Origin of the sequence: Achromobacter sp. UBA4530, assembly GCF_002388205.1 — a bacterium.
Lineage (GTDB): Bacteria > Pseudomonadota > Gammaproteobacteria > Burkholderiales > Burkholderiaceae_B > Achromobacter > Achromobacter animicus.
Map to the genome: position 1 here is coordinate 461,877 of NZ_DGMA01000007.1, position 16,335 is coordinate 478,211.

Below are 16,335 nucleotides of genomic sequence, written 5' to 3' on the forward strand. Positions count from 1 at the left end.
ATCAAGAGGAGCCTTCACCATGGCTGATAGTCGCTTCACACCTTGCTGCTTCACCCCCGCTACCCCTGCGCTGTCCTCCCGCCGTTCCACGCCGCTCAAGGCCCTGGCCGCCGCCCTGCTCGCCTGCGCCGCGTTCGCCACCCAACCGGCGCTTGCCGGCAAGAAAGACGACACCCTGCGCATGGCCTACGACCAGGCGCCGGAAAGCGTCGACCCGTACTTCAACAACGTGCGCATCGGCGTCATCATTGCCGCCAACGTGTGGGACACCCTGCTTTACCGCGACCCCGTCACCAATGAGTACAAGGGCCAGCTTGCCAAGAGCTGGAAGCAGGTCGACGACAAGACCATGGAGTTCGAGCTGCGCGAAGGCGTCAAATTCCACAACGGCGAAGAGTTCGACGCAGACTCCGTGGTCTACACGCTGAACTACGTGGCCGAGCCGAAGAACAAGGCGGTCACGCAGCAGAACGTGTCGTGGATCGACAAGGTCGAGAAGATCGACAAGTACAAGGTGCGCCTGACCACCAAAGAGCCCTTCCCCGGCGCCAAGGAATACCTGTCCACCACGGCCGCGATCCACCCGGCGAAGTATTACCAGGAAGTCGGCCCCAAGGGCATGAACGCCAAGCCCGTGGGCTCGGGTCCGTACAAGGTCGTCGACTACCAGCCCGGCAAGTCCATCACGCTGGAACGCAACGCCGACTACTTCAAGGATTCGCCCAAGGCGCAGCCCAAGATCGGCAAGGTCGTCATCCGTTTCATCCCCGACCGCCAGACGCAGATGGCCGAGGTCATCTCGGGCGGCGAAGACCTGATCATGAGCGTGCCCAAGGACCAGGCCGAACAGCTGGGCGGCATGCCGAACCTGCAGATGGTCACGGGCAACACCATGCGCATCGTGTTCATGCAGATGAACATCCTGGAAGGCACGCCCGCGCCGCAGCTGAAGGACGAGCGGGTGCGCCGCGCGATCATCCACGCGATCGACCGCGAATCGATGCTCAAGAACATCGTGGGCGAAGGCGGCGGGCTCATCAACACCATCTGCACGCCGTCGCAAGTGGGCTGCACGCAGGAAGGCGCGCCGACCTACAAGTACGATCCCGCGCAGGCCAAGAAACTGCTGGCCGAAGCGGGCTACCCGAATGGCTTTGATATCGACATCGTCGCGTACCGCGAACGCAACCAGACCGAAGCCATCATCAACTACCTGCAGGCCGTCGGCATCCGCGCCAAGCTGAACTTCCTGCAGTACGCCGCGATGCGCGACATGATCCGCGCGAACAAGGCGTCGCTCACGCACCAGACGTGGGGCTCGAACCTGGTGAACGACGTGTCGGCGTCCACGCCGGTGTATTTCGCCTTCGGTAGCGACGACATCACGCGCGACCCGAAGGTGCGCGACCTGCTCAAGAAGGGCGATACCACCATCGAACCCGGGCCGCGCAAGGCTGCCTACAAGGAGGCGCTGGACATCATCGCGGAAAAGGCCTACGCCGTTCCCCTGTGGACGCTGCCCGCCTACTACGTCGCCACCAAGGACGTGAACTTCAAGCCCTACTCGGACGAGCTGGTGCGCTTCTGGGACATGAGCTGGAAGTAAGGCGCGGTCTGCGCCGGGCGGGCTTCGCAAACGCCCGGCGCTGCTGAACAGAGAGGAAGTCCTATGCTTTATTTCACGCTGAGGCGCCTGGGCCTGGCGGCGCTGGTGGCGCTGACCGTGTCGATCCTGGCGTTCCTGCTGCTGCACCTGTCGGGCGACCCGGCGCTGGCGCTGGCCGGCGAAGGCGCGCGGCAGGCCGACATCGACATGATCCGCAAGACCTACGGCCTGGACCGCCCGATCATCGTCCAGTACGCCGACTGGCTCTGGCACATCCTGCAGGGCGACTTCGGGACGTCGGTGTACTTCAAGACCGAGGCCGGACCGCTGATCCTGTCCAAGCTGGCGACCACGCTGAAGCTGGGCATGGCGGCGCTGGCGTTTGCGCTGTGCATCTCGATTCCGCTGGGCGTGCTGGCCGCGCTGTACAAAGGCAGCCTGATCGACCGCGTCTGTCTGGCGATCGCCGTGCTGGGCCAGGCGCTGCCGAACTTCTTCTTCGCCCTGATCCTGATCATGCTGTTCTCGATCTCGCTGCGCATCCTGCCGGTGTCGGGCAGCGGCACGTGGCAGCACTTCGTCATGCCTGCGATCGCACTGGGCTATTACATCGCGCCGGCGTTCATGCGCCTGATCCGCGCCGGCATGATCGAGGTGCTGAGCGCCGACTACATCCGCACCGCGCGGGCCAAAGGGCTGCCCGCCCGCAAGGTCATCTTCAAGCACGCCCTGCGCAACGCCATCGTGCCGGTGGTCGCGCTGGCCGCCGTGCAGCTGGGCTACCTGCTGGGCGGCTCGGTGGTCATCGAGACCATCTTCGCGCTGGACGGCCTGGGGTATCTGGCCTATCAGAGCATCACGTACAAGGACTATCCGGTCATGCAGCTGATCGTGCTGCTGCTGTCGGTGCTGTATGTGCTGCTGACGCTTGCCGCCGATGTGGCCAACGCGTGGCTCGATCCGCGCATCCGGGTGTCCTGACATGAACACGCCTACGCTCACCCCCGCCACCCCCGCCGCGGCCCCGCTGGAACTGTCCGCGTCCACGCTGCGCTGGCGCCGCCTGCGGCGCAACAAGGCGCTGCTGGCCGGCGGCGGCATCCTCTTCGTCATCGTGCTGATCGCGCTGCTGGCGCCGTGGATCTCGCCCCACGATCCCTATTTCCAGGATCTGGCCTACCGCACCGCCCCGCCCGTCTGGTACGAAAAAGGCACCTGGCTGCACCCGCTGGGCACCGACCAGCTGGGACGCGACTACATGTCGCGCCTGTTCTACGGCGCACGTATCTCGCTCTTGATCGGCATCAGCGTCGCGCTCATCTCGGGCCTGATCGGCACGGCGATGGGCATGGCGGCCGGCTACTTTGGCGGCAAGGTCGACATGGCCGTGTCGTTCCTCATCACCACGCGCCTGTCCATGCCGGTGATCCTGGTGGCGCTGGCCACCGTGGCCATCGTCGGCGGCTCGCTGTGGGTGGTGATCCTGGTGCTGGGCCTGCTCAAGTGGGACCGCTACGCCGTCGTGATGCGCAGCGCCACGCAGCAGGTGCGCTCGCTGGAATACGTGGCCGCCGCGCAGGCCGCCGGCGCCAGCACCTGGCGCATCGTCTGGGGCGAAGTCCTGCCCAACGTCGTGCCGCAGCTCATCGTGATTGCCACGCTGGAAGCCGCCAGCGCGATCCTGCTGGAAGCCTCGCTGTCCTTCCTGGGCCTGGGCGTCCAACCGCCGCTGCCGTCGTGGGGCTTGATGATCTCCGAGGCCAAGGCCTACATGTTCTTCTCGTTCTGGCTGATCGCCATTCCCGGGTCGGCGCTGGCGCTCTTGATCTTCGCGATCAACCTGGCCGGCGACGGACTGCATCAACTCCTGACGCCTGAAGAGAGGGCCTGAGCATGAACGGCACCGATATCGTCCTGGACGTCCAGGGACTGACCGTCGACATCGCCACGCCACGCGGGCCCCTGCACGCGGTGCGCGACGTGTCGTTCCAGGTCAAGCGCGGCGAAACGCTGTGCCTCGTGGGGGAATCGGGCTGCGGCAAGTCCATGACCTCGCTGGCCATCATGGGTCTCTTGCCCAAGGCCGCCCGGCGCAGCACGCGCCGGCTGGCGGTACTGGGCGAAGATCTGTCAAAAGCCCGCGGGCGGCGCGTCAACGCGTTGCGCGGCAGCAAGATGGCGATGATCTTTCAAGAGCCCATGACGGCGCTCAACCCCGCCTACGCCATTGGCGAACAGCTCACCGAACACTACATCCACCACTGCAAGGCGAGCAGCCAGCAGGCGCGGGACCGCGCGGTGGAACTGCTGGAAAAGGTCGGCATCGCTTCGGCCGGCCAGCGGCTGGGGCAATATCCGCATCAATTGTCCGGCGGGCTGCGCCAGCGCGTGATGATCGCGATGGCGCTCATGTGCGGTCCCGAACTGCTGATCGCCGACGAGCCCAGCACCGCGCTGGACGTCACGATCCAGGCGCAGATCCTGCGGCTGCTGGCCGACTTGCAGGCCGAACTGGGCATCGCGATGGTGCTGATCACGCACGATCTGGGCGTGGTTGCGCGCATCGCGCGGCAGGTGGCCGTGATGTATGCGGGACAGATCGTCGAGGAAGGCCCCGTCGCCGACATCTTCGCCACGCCGCATCACCCCTACACGCAAGGACTGCTGGGCTGTATCCCCGTGCCCGGCCGCACGGCGCCGGGCGAAGCGCTGGGCACCATTCCCGGTGTCGTGCCGTCGCTGGTGGGCGACTTGCGGGGCTGCGCCTTCGCCGACCGCTGCCGCTACGCGCAGGCGCAATGCCGGCAGGCCGTTCCCATCCACGGCCAGGCCGCTGGCCAGCAATGGCGCTGCATCCTCAGCACCGAAGGAGTTCCGGCATGAGCGCGCTGCTGCAAGCCGATGGCGTCAGCCGCCAATTCACGGTGCGCGCCGGGATGTTCCGCCCGCGGTCCACGCTGCACGCGGTCAATGGCGTGGACCTGGCCGTCGACCGTGGCGCGGTGCTGGGCATCGTGGGCGAGTCCGGCTGCGGCAAGTCCACGCTGGCACGCATGCTGCTGGGGCTGACGCCGCCGACCGAAGGCGCCATCCGCCTTGACGGGCAGGACATCCGGCAGATGGACCGGCGCGCCCTCGCCCGCCGCGTGCAGCCCATCTTCCAGGACCCGTACTCGTCGCTGAATCCGCGCCGCTCGATCGCATCCATCGTGTCGCTGCCGCTGGAGGTGCACGGCATTCCAAACCCCAAGATGCACAAGGCGATCGACATGCTGGAGCGCGTCGGCCTGCCGCCGCGGCTGGCGCACAACACGCCCGGCCAGCTGTCCGGCGGCCAGCGCCAGCGCGTGGCCATTGCGCGCGCGCTGGTCATGCAGCCCGAGCTCGTCATCTGCGACGAACCCACCTCCGCGCTGGACGTGTCGGTGCAGGCCCAGATCATGAACCTGCTGATGGACCTGCGCCGCGACTTCAACCTGACGTATGTGTTCATCAGCCACAACCTGGCGGTGGTCGAACACATCGCCACCCACGTGGCCGTGATGTACCTGGGCCGCGTGGTGGAATCCGCGCCCACCGCCCGCCTGTTCCACGACCCGCGCCATCCCTACACGCAGGCGCTGCTGGCGTCGGTGCTGACGCCCGAACCCGGACTGGGCATCCCCGACATGGGGCTGGGCCTGTCGTTCCCCGACCCGCTGCACCCGCCGTCCGGCTGCCCTTTCCATCCGCGGTGCCAGCACGCGATGGCGCAATGCAAGACCGAACGGCCCGCATTGACCGTGCGGGAAGGCGCGCTGGTCGCCTGTCACCTCTATCCGCCCGTCCCCTCGACTTCCAATGGAGCCACCCAGCCATGACCCGCGCACACGCCATCGCCCAGGCGGAACACTGCTTTGATTCCGGCGCCTTCCGCACGCTGTTGGCGCGCCGCCTGGCGCTGCCCACGGAAAGCCAGAACCCCGAACGCGCCGCCGTGCTGGCGGACTATCTGCAGGACGAGATCCGTCCGGCGTTCGAGGCCCTGGGATTCACCTGCCGCACCCTGACGCATCCGAAGGCGCTGGCGCCGTTCCTGTACGCCGAACGCATCGAGGACCCGGCCCTGCCCACGGTACTGGGCTACGGGCACGGCGATGTGATTCGTGGTCTGGAAAGGGAATGGAAGGAAGGCCTGTCGCCGTGGTTGCTGACCGAGGCCGAAGGCCGCTGGTACGGCCGCGGCATTGCCGACAACAAGGGCCAGCACACCATCAACATGGAGGCGCTGCGGCTGGTGCTGGAGACGCGCGGCAAGCTCGGCTTCAACGCCAAGTACCTGATCGAGATGGGCGAGGAAACCGGCTCGATGGGGCTGCGCGAACTGTGCACCGAGCACCGCGACCTGCTGGCCGCCGACCTGCTGATCGCCTCGGACGGCCCGCGCCTGAGCGCCAACCGTCCCACCATCTTCCTGGGCGCGCGCGGCAGTCTGAATTTCGACCTCACGATCGAGGCTCGCGCCGGCGGACATCATTCGGGCAACTGGGGCGGACTGATCTCCAATCCCGGCCTGCAGCTGGCCCACGCGATCGCCAGCATCGCCTCGCCCGTTGGTCAGATCCGCATCCCGGAATGGGTGCCGAAGGAACTGCCGCCGGCCGTGCGGCGCGCGCTGGCCGACTGCCAGGTCGACGGCGGCACGGACGGCCCCGAGATCGAACCGGATTGGGGCGAGCCCGGTCTGTCGCCCGCCGAACGCGTGTTCGGCTGGTGTTCGTTCGAGGTGCTGGCCTACAAGACCGGCAACCCCGACACCCCCGTCAACGCGATCCCGCCGCGCGCCTGGGCGCGCTGCCAGTTGCGCTTCGTGGTGGGCGTCGACCCGGACGACCTGATTCCGGCCCTGCGCCGCCATCTGGACAGCCATGGCTTTCCGATGGTGCAGATCTCGCTGACCCGCGAATCCATGTTCCGCGCGACCCGCATCGACCCGGACGACGCCTGGGTGCGCTGGGCTGTGGACTCGCTGGAACGCACCTCGGGGCAGAAGACCGCGCTGCTGCCCAACCTGGGCGGCTCGCTGCCCAACGACATCTTCACCGACGTGCTGGGCCTGCGTACGATCTGGGTGCCGCACTCGTACCCCGGCTGCTCGCAGCACGCGCCCAACGAGCACCTGCCGCCGGAGCTGCTGCGGCAGGCGCTTGGGTTGATGACCGGTCTGTACTGGGACCTGGGCGCGGGCGGCACGCCGGAGATCAGAAGTCCCAGATGACCGGCACCCAACGGAACGCGTTGCCTTCCACGGCGACGCGTCCCACCGAGGGGAACGGCAGGTGCGCCGCCACGAGCAGACCCTTGTTTTCGGCCAGTTCGTTGAACAGCGCGAAGCGCACGCGGGCCGATTCCTCGGGGTCGTGTTCAAAGCCGTTGTGCCATTCGGGATGGTCGAAGGCCACCGGAAACACGGCATCGCCCGCAAACGTCAGGCGCTCGCCACCGGAGATCAGGTCGACGACACAGTGGCCGGGCGTGTGGCCCCCGGTATGGCGCACGATGACGCCCGGCGCCACTTCGTGGCGGTCCTCGAAGACGCGGATCTGATCGCGGTACGTTTCATAAAAGCTGGTCGCCGTCGAGCGCAGCACGGCGGGCACCGGCTTGGGCATGACCGTCTGCGAAAAATCCGGCGAGGTCCAGAACGCGACTTCAGTCGCATTGACGTGGATGCGCACATCTTTGCGCAGACGCTCCTTCACGCCGGGGACCAGCAGGCCGCCTACGTGGTCCATGTGCATGTGCGTGATGATGACGTCCGTCACGGACTCCAGCGGAATGCCCGCAGATTGCAGCCGCTGCGGGAACTGGCCCGCGCGCGGAAAGCCCGAGAACTGGCCGCCCAGCCCCGCGTCGATAAGGATGGTCTGGTCACCGCTGCGCGCGACCATCACGTTCAGCGGCCAGTCGAAGGCGTCCGGCGGCATGAACATGTGATCGAGCCAGTTGGCCAGATCGGCCGGATCGGCATTGGTGGCCATCGTCGACGTGGGCAGCGGCAACACGCCGTCGCTGACGACCAGCGCGTCGATATCGCCCACCTGCACGGCGTAGCGGGAAGGCACCAGATCGTTGGCCTGGTGGGTGATGGGGTCCAAAGTGTCTGCGGAAAACATGGCGGAATCTCCTTGAAGGCGGCCGGTTGGGCCGGCCGGAAACCGGCGCCCTCGCGCCGGGTCGTTGCGGGGCGGCGCGTGCGTCAGCCGCGCAGGAAAGCCAGCAGGTCAGCGTTGATGCGGTCCTGCAGGGTGGCCGTCAGGCCGTGCGGGGCGCCGGGGTAAAAGATCGCCTGCGCGTTCTTCACCAGACGCACGGCCTTCTTGGCCGAGTCGTGGATCGGCACGATCTGGTCGTCTTCGCCGTGCATGAACAACGTGGGCACGTCGATCTTCTTCAGGTCTTCGGTGAAATCCGTTTCCGAGAACGCCTTGACGCACTCGTAGGCGTTCTTCTGGCCGCTCTGCATGCTCCAGAGCCAGAACTGGTCCAGCTGGCCCTGCGACACCTTTGAACCCGGGCGATTGGCGCCGTAGAACGGCACGGCCAGATCCTTGTAGAACTGCGAGCGATCGCCCGCCACGCCGTCGCGGATGCCGTCGAATACCGACAGTGGCAGGCCTTCCGGATTGGCGGCCGACTTCAGCATCACCGGCGGCACCGCGCCGATCAGCACAGCGCGCGACACGCGCTTCGTGCCGTGCCGGCCGATATAGCGCGCCACTTCGCCGCCGCCGGTGGAGTGGCCCACCATCGCGATGCTCTTGACGTCCAGCGCCTCGATCAACTGCGCCAGATCGTCGGCGTAGGTGTCCATGTCGTTGCCGTTCGAAGGCTGCGACGAATGCCCATGGCCGCGGCGGTCATGCGCAATCACGCGAAAGCCGTTGCGCGCCAGGAAGTGCAGTTGTCCGTCCCACGCATCCGCGTTCAGCGGCCAGCCGTGCGAGAACGTAACGACCGGGCCGGCGCCCCAGTCCTTGTAGTACAGCGTCGTGCCGTCTTTGGTGACGAAGGTGTTGCTGTTCATGGGAGTGCTCCGTTGGGGTTGGGAATTGCGCTGCGGGGCTGCTTGTGCGCCGATGGCAAAGGCGCTGCCAGCCAGGAGCGCGCTGCCGGCAAGCAGCGTGCGCCGGGCGGCGTTATACGAGTCGTTCATGGGGATCCTCAAGGTCGGAAGAGACAGTGAGGGCATCGTAGGACTGCGCCCGCGAGCGCGGTAGACACGGCGCGGGAAGCACGATGTTGTGCGATGCGCACCAATGCCGGCGGGAGGTTGCCGGCGTGCGCGAGACAGGCGCTATTCGGGCAGCGCCGAATCCCGATACGCCACGGCGATCATCGCCGTCAGCACGAAGGTCATGGCGACGCACGCCACTGCGCCCAACACGCCCTGCAGCGCCTGCACGCCCACGTAGTCATACATCAGCGGGAGCAGATCGTTGGTGGCATGCGCGGCCAGGACCAGCAACACCAGGAACCCCAGCATCAACGGCCAGCGTGGATAACGCATCGCGGCGCGCACCGCGCCAAAGCCATATTCGCCGGTGACCGCGACGCGTGGCAGGCTTACGCCGTACACGGCCAGCCCGTACAGCACGGGCACCCACACCACCACCAGCAACGCGATCAGCACGCCGTAGAACAGCGGTTCGTTGGCGCCGCCCATCAGCATGTACAGCACATACGGCAGATCGCCGGTGGCGCGCGCAAGCGCCATGACGCCAACCACCAGTCCGCCCAGCAGCACCAGATGCCGGGCTTCCGGGTTGCCGCCACGCGGCGCGGCCGCATGCGCGGTCTCGCCAAGCAGGATGACCCGATGCCAGGCGTAGGTGGTGCGCGCGAGGGCGATCAGGCAGACGAGCGCCAGCGCGAGGATCAGCCAATCCACAAGCCCGTACAGCCGGGACGTCATCAGCGCAAACGGCAACGTCAGCATGAACACGGCCAGTGACCACGGCGCGGCGGCCAGCATGGCGCGGCCGTGCTGCCTGATGACGCCCACTGTCGCGGCGATGAAACGACCTGCTCCGGGTTTGCTGGACACGAGACTCCCTTGCTCAGAAATGATGGTGCTCGTTTATACCGCACGCAGCCTATTCACCCGATCCCCTGTCGCGTATCTCGGTTACCCTTGCGGACCTTTTCTTTCTACCGAGTCTTCATGAAGTCGCTTCCCCTCGCATTTGCTGCCCTTGCCACCACCCTGCTGCCCACGCTGGCGCACGCCGCGTACACGCCCACCGAGATCGAACGGGCGGTGCTCGAGTACGGCATACGCGAAGAACATGATGCCTTGCTCCGGGCCGACTGGCGCCTGCTGGGCCGGATGATGGACATATCGCGTGTGGACCCCGCGGATATCTCGGACATGTACGCCAAGGGTCCGACGGACAAGGCGCCGGCCGTGATCGAAGATTCCTTCGTGTTCAAGGCGACGATCGATGCGGCAGCGGCGAAGGCCGGCGTCGTGACGTTCGCCGGCACCCGCGGGGCCACCGTCCGCGCCACGCTGCCGGCAGGCGCGCAGCCCGCCAACGACCTGATGTTGACCTGCGCCAAGCTGGCTTTTGCCGATGGCGTCGCCACGTTCTCGCAGTGCCAGAACTGGACGCCCGTCGCCGAGAAGACCGTTGCGGATTTTCGCGCCGACATCGCCGAATTCCTGCAAGGCAAGCCCGCGAAGAAGTACGTGGCCAAGTTCGTGATCGACTACTTCGTCGTCGCCGGCGACATGCCGGCCAAGGCCGGCTGCCCCGACGACCGCAAGGCCTGCGACCAGGCGATCCGCAAGACCGACATGACGCGCGCTGGCTATGCGGCCGTAACGGAACGCCTGAACGCCGCAGGCGTGCAGACCGGGCGCTAAGCCTTTCAGGCCATTCCTGCGTGCCCTCCATTGCGGGCGCGCAGGCAGCCGCCACACGGGCGGCGCCCAGCGTCACTAGTCCCGAGGCGTTCAGCTGCGGCCGGGCTCCGTCCTGGCCGCAGCGGCGTTGGCCTGCGTTTCAGCCTGTACTTCGGCCTCCGCCTCGGCCTCGGCCCGAGCCTCCAGCTCATTGCCCAGCACCTCGGCCGAATCCTCGTTGCTGGCTTCCGGCTTCAAACGGCGGCGCGTATGGCCCGCGGCGCGCGCGCTGTCGCCCTCGTCCGCGCGCTCGGCCTGCACGTGCACATTGGCCGCAGGCGCGTAGCCGCGCTTGTCCTGACCGAAGTAGACCACCGTGTGCGGGTACGGCAGCTCGATGCCCGCGGCGTCGAAGTGCTTCTTGAGCAGGCGGTTGTAGCCGCGCTGCACCGCCCACTGCATGCCCGGCGTGGTCTTGATGAGGATGCGGATGGTCACGCCCTTGTCGTTGACCGCCGTGACGCCCGCCACCGTCATGTCTTCCAGGATCTCCGGTCCAAGCACCGAATCGGTCATCAGCTCGGCAAACGCCGCACGCAGATGCTCGATGGCGTCGTCCACGCTTTCGCGGTGGGCAATCGTGTATTCGCCCAGGTGATACGAGAAATCGCGCATGTGGTTGGCCACCACGTCCACCGACGAGAACGGCACCAGATGGTAGCCGCCGTCCAGCGTGCGGATGCCGACCGAGCGGATGGTCATCTTCTCGACCGTGCCGAACACGCCGGCCACCTGCACCACATCGTTTTCGTTCATCCCGTTCTCAAGCTGGATGAAGACGCCGGTGATGATGTCCTGCACCAGCTTTTGCGCACCAAAACCGATGGCCAGACCGACCACACCAGCACCCGCGATCAGCGGGCCGACGTCGATGCCGATCTGCGACAGCAGCACCATCAGCGTCATCGTTACGATGACGATCAGCGCGGCGTTGCGGAACAGCGCCAGCAGCGTGCGTTCGCGCGCGCTGGGCATGCCCCGCTCTTCGCTTTGGCTCAGGCGATGCTCGATGATGCTGGCGATCACCGTCCAGGCCAACATGGCGATCATCAGGACGATCACGATGTTCAGCACCACCTTGATCGCGGCGGCGCCCGCGTCCGACGCCAGCCAGCGCGACAGGTCAAAGGCCTGCCACGCGTCCAGGATCAGCAGCACGATGATGATGCGGATGATCCAGCCAACCACCTTCAGCGCAGCCGGCACGTACGCGTTGACGCGTGCCTCCAGCAGCGGCAAGCGCCGCCGCAGGTCATCCGACAGGCGGATCGGCTTGGCCAGCACCGCGTTCAGCAGCAGGATCAGCAGGCTGCCCACGCCGATGACCAGCAGCGTCTGCGCCGTGGCGCGCGCCATGAACGGCAGCGCATCGGTCGGGTCGACCTGGCTGACCACAAGCAGGATCGTGAAATAGAGGATGCCCAGCACGTGCCAGATGCGCGACAGCAGCCGCAGCCGGGATCCCATGAATGTGGCCGCGCCCGCGGCCCGGCGGTCCAGCCGTTCGCGGACGGCTTGCCGGTTATGCCAGATGACGCGCACGGCGTAGATGTACACCGCCAGCATGATGAGCATCGTAGTCAGCCGGCCCAGCGCCGGCGACAGCGCTGCCGCCATCACGGGTCCGACCACCAGCGTGCCGTAACCGGCCGCGGCCACGATACGCACCAGCCACGCGTTCCAGTACTTCGCCAGTTCGTCCGACATCGGCAAAAGGCGCAGATGCGGATGGCGCACCGCGAACACCGTGCGGATCAGCACCTTCACAATCTCCACCGCCACGAAGGCCTGCAGGAACAGCGAGGCCAGTCCATCCAGCGTGCCGCGCCCCGGCGTGCTCCACAGCGCCGCCGCGCCGCCTGCCATGGCGGCCAGCAAGACGACGGCGACGTCGATCGCCAGCGCACCCACGATCGCGCCCGCGCGGCGGGTCAGCACCTTCATGGACGCCGGCTTGCCCCGGACGGGGGCCGATCCGGTTTCGCAACCGTGCTCGGCCACCCAGCGGTCGATCCGCGTATAGATGCGCATGGCGATCATGCGCAGCAGGATGAAGGCGATGATGGTGGCCGCGGCAGCCAGCGCCAGCGGCAGCAACGCGCTGCGCGCCGTGCCGCTGTCCATGCGCAAATTCTGGCCCGAGGCCAGCGCGCGCATGTCGTCAACGCCCTGCCCCATGTCGGCCGCGACCCCGGTCAGGAACTGCTGAACGCCATTGGCCATGCGCTCCTGGAACGTCGGCTCGGCGGGGGTGGCGGGCGTCTGTTTCGCCGTCGCGGTCTTGGCTGGCGCTGCGCCAGCGGCGGCCGGTTTGTCACTGGCCGCCTGCGCGCGCAGCTGGTCGATCAGGGCTTGGCGCGCTTGGGGGTTGTCCAGCAGATCGGCCAGCGCGGCGGGCGTCAACGCCGAAGCCGCGGGGGCCGGCTCAGCCGGCGGTTCGGCCGCCGCGGCCGGGGTCAGCAGCGGGAATGCGGCGGTGGCCGGAGCGTGCCAGAGGATCGATAAACAACTCAACATCGCCGCCAGCAGCCAGGCCGCCAGCCAGGGCCTTTCCCGTCTGCGCCGCCAGGAGACGGCGGCATGGTGGCGGGAGGGAAGGGATCGGGATGCTGTCGTTGCGGATCGAACCACTAATAAATCTCCTGTGCGATCAGGGCATGGACGCCATAGGTAAAAAGAGAAGCCGGCGACTGCGGGAGACCCGGCTTGGGCAAAGGGCACATGATAAAGCCCCTGCTCTGTCCCCTTTAGCGGCGGCCTGCTCTTATCGCTGGAAGCAATAAACAAGCGGCGATTAATTCGTTGGTCCGGACGGCTTGAGTGTTTAGAGTCCAACGCCGCCATGCCCGCGCCGCATTCCGACAGGCGCGCGCCCAACCACGAGTCCGCTTCATGACCATCCGATTCCAAGCTGCACGCCGCAACACCCTGCTCGCCCTTGCTCTGGCCGTCACCGGCATGGGCGCCGTGCAGGCCGACCAACGCGTCATCCGCATCGTCGTGCCCTACGGCACCGGCGCAGTCCAGGACACCATCGCCCGCGCGATCGGCGACGAACTGGGCCGCGCGTTGGATGCCTCCATCGTGATCGAAAACCGCGCCGGCGCCGGCGGCACCGTGGGCACCGCCCAGGTCGCCCGCGCCAAGCCCGATGGCAACACCCTGGTGCTTGCCGCAGCCAGCCACAACATCGCCGGGTATCTGTATAAGAACCTCAGCTACGACCCCTACAAGGACTTCACGGGTGTCGCCTACATCGGCAACACCGGCTACATCATCCTTGCGTCCGCCTCGCTGAACGCCAAGAACACCGCGGAATTCATCCAGGCCGTCAAAGCCAAACCCGGCGCTTACGATTACGCGTCGGCCGGCAACGGCAGCGCCTCGCACCTGGGGATGGCGTCGTTCCTGACCGCCGCCGGCGCGCAGATGCAGCACATCCCCATGAAGTCCACCGGCGACGCCGTGACCGAACTGCTCGCCGGCCGCGTCCAGGCCGTCACCGCCGCCACCATCGGCGTGACCGCCTATCGCAACGACCCGCGCGTCACGTTCCTGGCCTACACCGGCAAGACCCGTTCACGCTTCGCGCCGGATCTTCCCACCGTTGCCGAAAGCGGCCTGCCCGGCTACGCCTTCGATTCGTGGCTCGGTTTGCTCGCCCCGGCGGGCATCGCAGCCGCGGACCGTGACCAGATCAATGCCGCGGTCAACAAGGTGCTGGCCGATCCGAAGGTGCAAGCGCGATTGGCTTCGCTGGGCGTCGAAGCTGAAGCCAAATCCGCGGCACAGTTTCAGACGCTGCTGAAGGCGGATTTTGAAGCGGCAGGAAAGGTGGTGAGCGCTTCCGGGGCGCGGGTGGAGTAGACCCTGATTCTTCGTTAAGCCAAGGTGTCGATCAGGTGTTGATGCGGATCAGCACCCGAAGCCACCGGTCCGGTTTCGGGTCGCACGGGGCAAGGCTTTACCGGTTCAAGGGTGTACACGATCTGTTCCACGACATTGGTCATGGAACAGCGGGCTTCAAAACGTGCCTGTTCGTCCAGATCCCGATAGGCCGGGAAATAGAAGAACGAAATCTTGCGGATCTTGAATTCGATGCCCAATTCGCTATTGGCCGAATAGCGCAGGCCCCAGTGGGGACAGCTGGGGGTCTGATACTGATTCTTGGGCAAAAACAACCATCCCACGGACACTGCAGGAAGCGTAGCCACATTTTGTGACGCCTAAGCGATCACATGATGCATCCCACTGCAGGGGGCCGTCGTCCTCACACGCCCGGTTGGCGCCCAGGCGGATGATGCAAAGGACGTTTCAAGCTTCGGGTCGCCGACGCATCCCGTCGAGCAATAAATCCGTAATGAACTCCGCCACCGCCTGCTGCCTGGCCGCGTCGGGCATCAGCCGGGCGAAACGTTCGATGATGGCAATGAGCGACTGACCGAACCACTCGGGCGAAATCTCCGGGCGGAATAGTCCCGCCTGCTGCTCCGACCGGACGTTCTCGGCGATCAGGATCACCAGCTCGTCTTTCAGCGCCTCGGCCGCGTCGGCCTGGAAGAAGCCGATGCGCGTGAGATTTGGGTCTTCCTGCAGGATGGCAAGCAACGTCCCGATACCCTGCCGGATGCGGTTGACCAGCGCTTCGCCCTGCAGGTGGCCCGGCAGGCGGGCCTCGCTGATCGCCCGGCGCAGCCGCTGCGCGAATAGCCCCACCAGCTCGTCGTAGGCCGCTTGCTTGCTGGTGAAGTATTGATAGAACACGGGCTGGGTCACGCCGGCGCGGGCAACGATGTCGCTGACGCGGGTGTGCTGGAATCCCCGTTCGGCGAATTCGGCCGCGGCGACGGCCAGGAGTTGTAGCCGGGTGCGTTCGCCCTTGGTGAGGCGCCTGTCCTGCGATGCCGAAGTGGGTAGTGCCATGCTCATCGCGGAAAAATACTACCTATCCTCGCTTTCCGCCACTGCAACAAGCGCACATTGCCACACTCCACTCCAGGCGGCGGTTCTTCCTTAGCGTCTTGTCACAGTACTGAAATCAGTTGAAATCCCCGTATCGCTTGAGACACCTAATCCGCGCGCCCCAGCAGTAAAGTACGTCTATCGTCCGGCGGCTGGCACAGTGCCGCCGCCGGATGGCTCAGGAGCAAGATCATGAAGCGGTTTACAGGCCGGGTGGCCATTGCGGCGTTGGCGCTGGCGGTTGCTGGTGCGCCGGCAGTGGCTGGCGGGCGTGGCGGAAATTGGGGCGGCCATGGAGGGGGTTATGGCGGCGGCTATCACCACTATCACGGCGGCGGTGGAAGCAGTTCCAGCGGCTGGTGGATCGGCGGCGCCTTTGCACTGGCGACGGTCGGACTGCTGCTGGCGGCCAATTCGGGGCCGTCCTATGTGCAGACCGGGGTTTACTCATCGGGGGTGGGCTACACGAGCCCGCCGCTGTACGCCGCGCCCGTGTACGGCACGACGGTCTATGAAGCCGCGCCGGTCTACACCGCCCCGGTTTACGAAGCGCCGCCCGTTGCCTATTCCACACCTGTGCCCCAGTACGCGCCCGTACAGTACGAGTCCGCGCCCCCCGTCAATGTCGCCCAGGCGAACGCCACTACCGACTGCCAGCGTTGGGCCATGAACCAGAGCGGTTACGATCCTGCCACCATCACGCAGTGGACCACCCAAATCATGGTGGATTCGTATAACCGCGCGCTGGATTCCTGCATGACCAGCCGCGGATATCGCGCCAACTGACAGGCGTGATCGCGGGTGTATCCGGCTGGCCTGA

General features: G+C 66.4%; 15 protein-coding genes. 9 read left to right on the forward strand and 6 right to left on the reverse strand.

The annotated features are described in order from the left end of the window. Positions 1-19 precede the first annotated feature (19 nt). The 6 genes from B2W22_RS06420 to B2W22_RS06445 all read left to right on the forward strand — a co-directional run bounded on the left by B2W22_RS06420 (position 20) and on the right by B2W22_RS06445 (position 6,863). Complete coding sequence (locus B2W22_RS06420) at positions 20-1,606, forward strand: ABC transporter substrate-binding protein (RefSeq protein ID WP_286936672.1); 1,587 nt, start codon at positions 20-22, stop codon at positions 1,604-1,606. Between the two features lie 63 nt (positions 1,607-1,669). Then, positions 1,670-2,587, forward strand: a complete 918-nt coding sequence (locus B2W22_RS06425) for an ABC transporter permease (protein ID WP_286936673.1) — start codon at positions 1,670-1,672, stop codon at positions 2,585-2,587. A 1-nt stretch (position 2,588) separates the two neighbouring features. After that, positions 2,589-3,497 carry an ABC transporter permease gene (locus B2W22_RS06430; protein WP_175121810.1) on the forward strand — a complete coding sequence of 303 codons (909 nt, stop codon included), beginning with the start codon at positions 2,589-2,591 and terminating at the stop codon, positions 3,495-3,497. A 2-nt stretch (positions 3,498-3,499) separates the two neighbouring features. Beyond that, entirely contained in the window at positions 3,500-4,489 is a 990-nt protein-coding gene (locus B2W22_RS06435) for an ABC transporter ATP-binding protein (protein WP_286936675.1), read from the forward strand. Beyond that, complete coding sequence (locus B2W22_RS06440; protein WP_105238663.1) at positions 4,486-5,466, forward strand: ABC transporter ATP-binding protein; 981 nt, start codon at positions 4,486-4,488, stop codon at positions 5,464-5,466. Before B2W22_RS06435 ends, B2W22_RS06440 begins: the two co-directional genes overlap by 4 nt. Continuing rightward, positions 5,463-6,863: a M20 family metallopeptidase gene (locus B2W22_RS06445; protein WP_286936677.1), complete on the forward strand. Its 1,401-nt coding sequence runs from the start codon at positions 5,463-5,465 to the stop codon at positions 6,861-6,863. Before B2W22_RS06440 ends, B2W22_RS06445 begins: the two co-directional genes overlap by 4 nt. Here the strand turns inward: B2W22_RS06445 and B2W22_RS06450 are convergent. From B2W22_RS06450 to B2W22_RS06460, 3 genes are all read right to left on the reverse strand, one after another. Further along, complete coding sequence (locus tag B2W22_RS06450; protein ID WP_286936678.1) at positions 6,847-7,761, reverse strand: MBL fold metallo-hydrolase; 915 nt, start codon at positions 7,759-7,761, stop codon at positions 6,847-6,849. The genes B2W22_RS06445 and B2W22_RS06450 overlap by 17 nt on opposite strands. Positions 7,762-7,844: 83 nt before the next feature. Beyond that, the gene (locus B2W22_RS06455) at positions 7,845-8,801 is read right to left on the reverse strand and encodes an alpha/beta fold hydrolase (protein ID WP_286936680.1); all 957 of its coding nucleotides are present in this window, start codon (positions 8,799-8,801) and stop codon (positions 7,845-7,847) included. A gap of 141 nt (positions 8,802-8,942) precedes the next feature. After that, positions 8,943-9,692: a hypothetical protein gene (locus B2W22_RS06460; protein WP_254594277.1), complete on the reverse strand. Its 750-nt coding sequence runs from the start codon at positions 9,690-9,692 to the stop codon at positions 8,943-8,945. A 117-nt stretch (positions 9,693-9,809) separates the two neighbouring features. On the opposite strand from B2W22_RS06460, the gene B2W22_RS06465 reads away from it, so the two are divergent. Beyond that, positions 9,810-10,514: a hypothetical protein gene (locus tag B2W22_RS06465; protein ID WP_286936681.1), complete on the forward strand. Its 705-nt coding sequence runs from the start codon at positions 9,810-9,812 to the stop codon at positions 10,512-10,514. A gap of 90 nt (positions 10,515-10,604) precedes the next feature. Here the strand turns inward: B2W22_RS06465 and B2W22_RS06470 are convergent, their stop codons facing one another. Next, the gene (locus tag B2W22_RS06470) at positions 10,605-13,070 is read right to left on the reverse strand and encodes a mechanosensitive ion channel domain-containing protein (protein ID WP_286936683.1); all 2,466 of its coding nucleotides are present in this window, start codon (positions 13,068-13,070) and stop codon (positions 10,605-10,607) included. A gap of 375 nt (positions 13,071-13,445) precedes the next feature. Between B2W22_RS06470 and B2W22_RS06475 the strand changes: the two genes are divergently transcribed. Further along, the gene (locus B2W22_RS06475) at positions 13,446-14,420 is read left to right on the forward strand and encodes a Bug family tripartite tricarboxylate transporter substrate binding protein (protein ID WP_286936684.1); all 975 of its coding nucleotides are present in this window, start codon (positions 13,446-13,448) and stop codon (positions 14,418-14,420) included. Between the two features lie 14 nt (positions 14,421-14,434). Here the strand turns inward: B2W22_RS06475 and B2W22_RS06480 are convergent, their stop codons facing one another. Both B2W22_RS06480 and B2W22_RS06485 read right to left on the reverse strand, forming a co-directional pair. Further along, entirely contained in the window at positions 14,435-14,743 is a 309-nt protein-coding gene (locus B2W22_RS06480) for a hypothetical protein (RefSeq protein WP_286936685.1), read from the reverse strand. A gap of 124 nt (positions 14,744-14,867) precedes the next feature. Further along, entirely contained in the window at positions 14,868-15,482 is a 615-nt protein-coding gene (locus B2W22_RS06485; protein WP_286936687.1) for a TetR/AcrR family transcriptional regulator, read from the reverse strand. A gap of 225 nt (positions 15,483-15,707) precedes the next feature. Here B2W22_RS06485 and B2W22_RS06490 point away from each other — a divergent pair, with 225 nt between their 5' ends. After that, positions 15,708-16,301 carry a hypothetical protein gene (locus tag B2W22_RS06490; RefSeq protein WP_175185427.1) on the forward strand — a complete coding sequence of 198 codons (594 nt, stop codon included), beginning with the start codon at positions 15,708-15,710 and terminating at the stop codon, positions 16,299-16,301. Positions 16,302-16,335 lie beyond the last annotated feature (34 nt).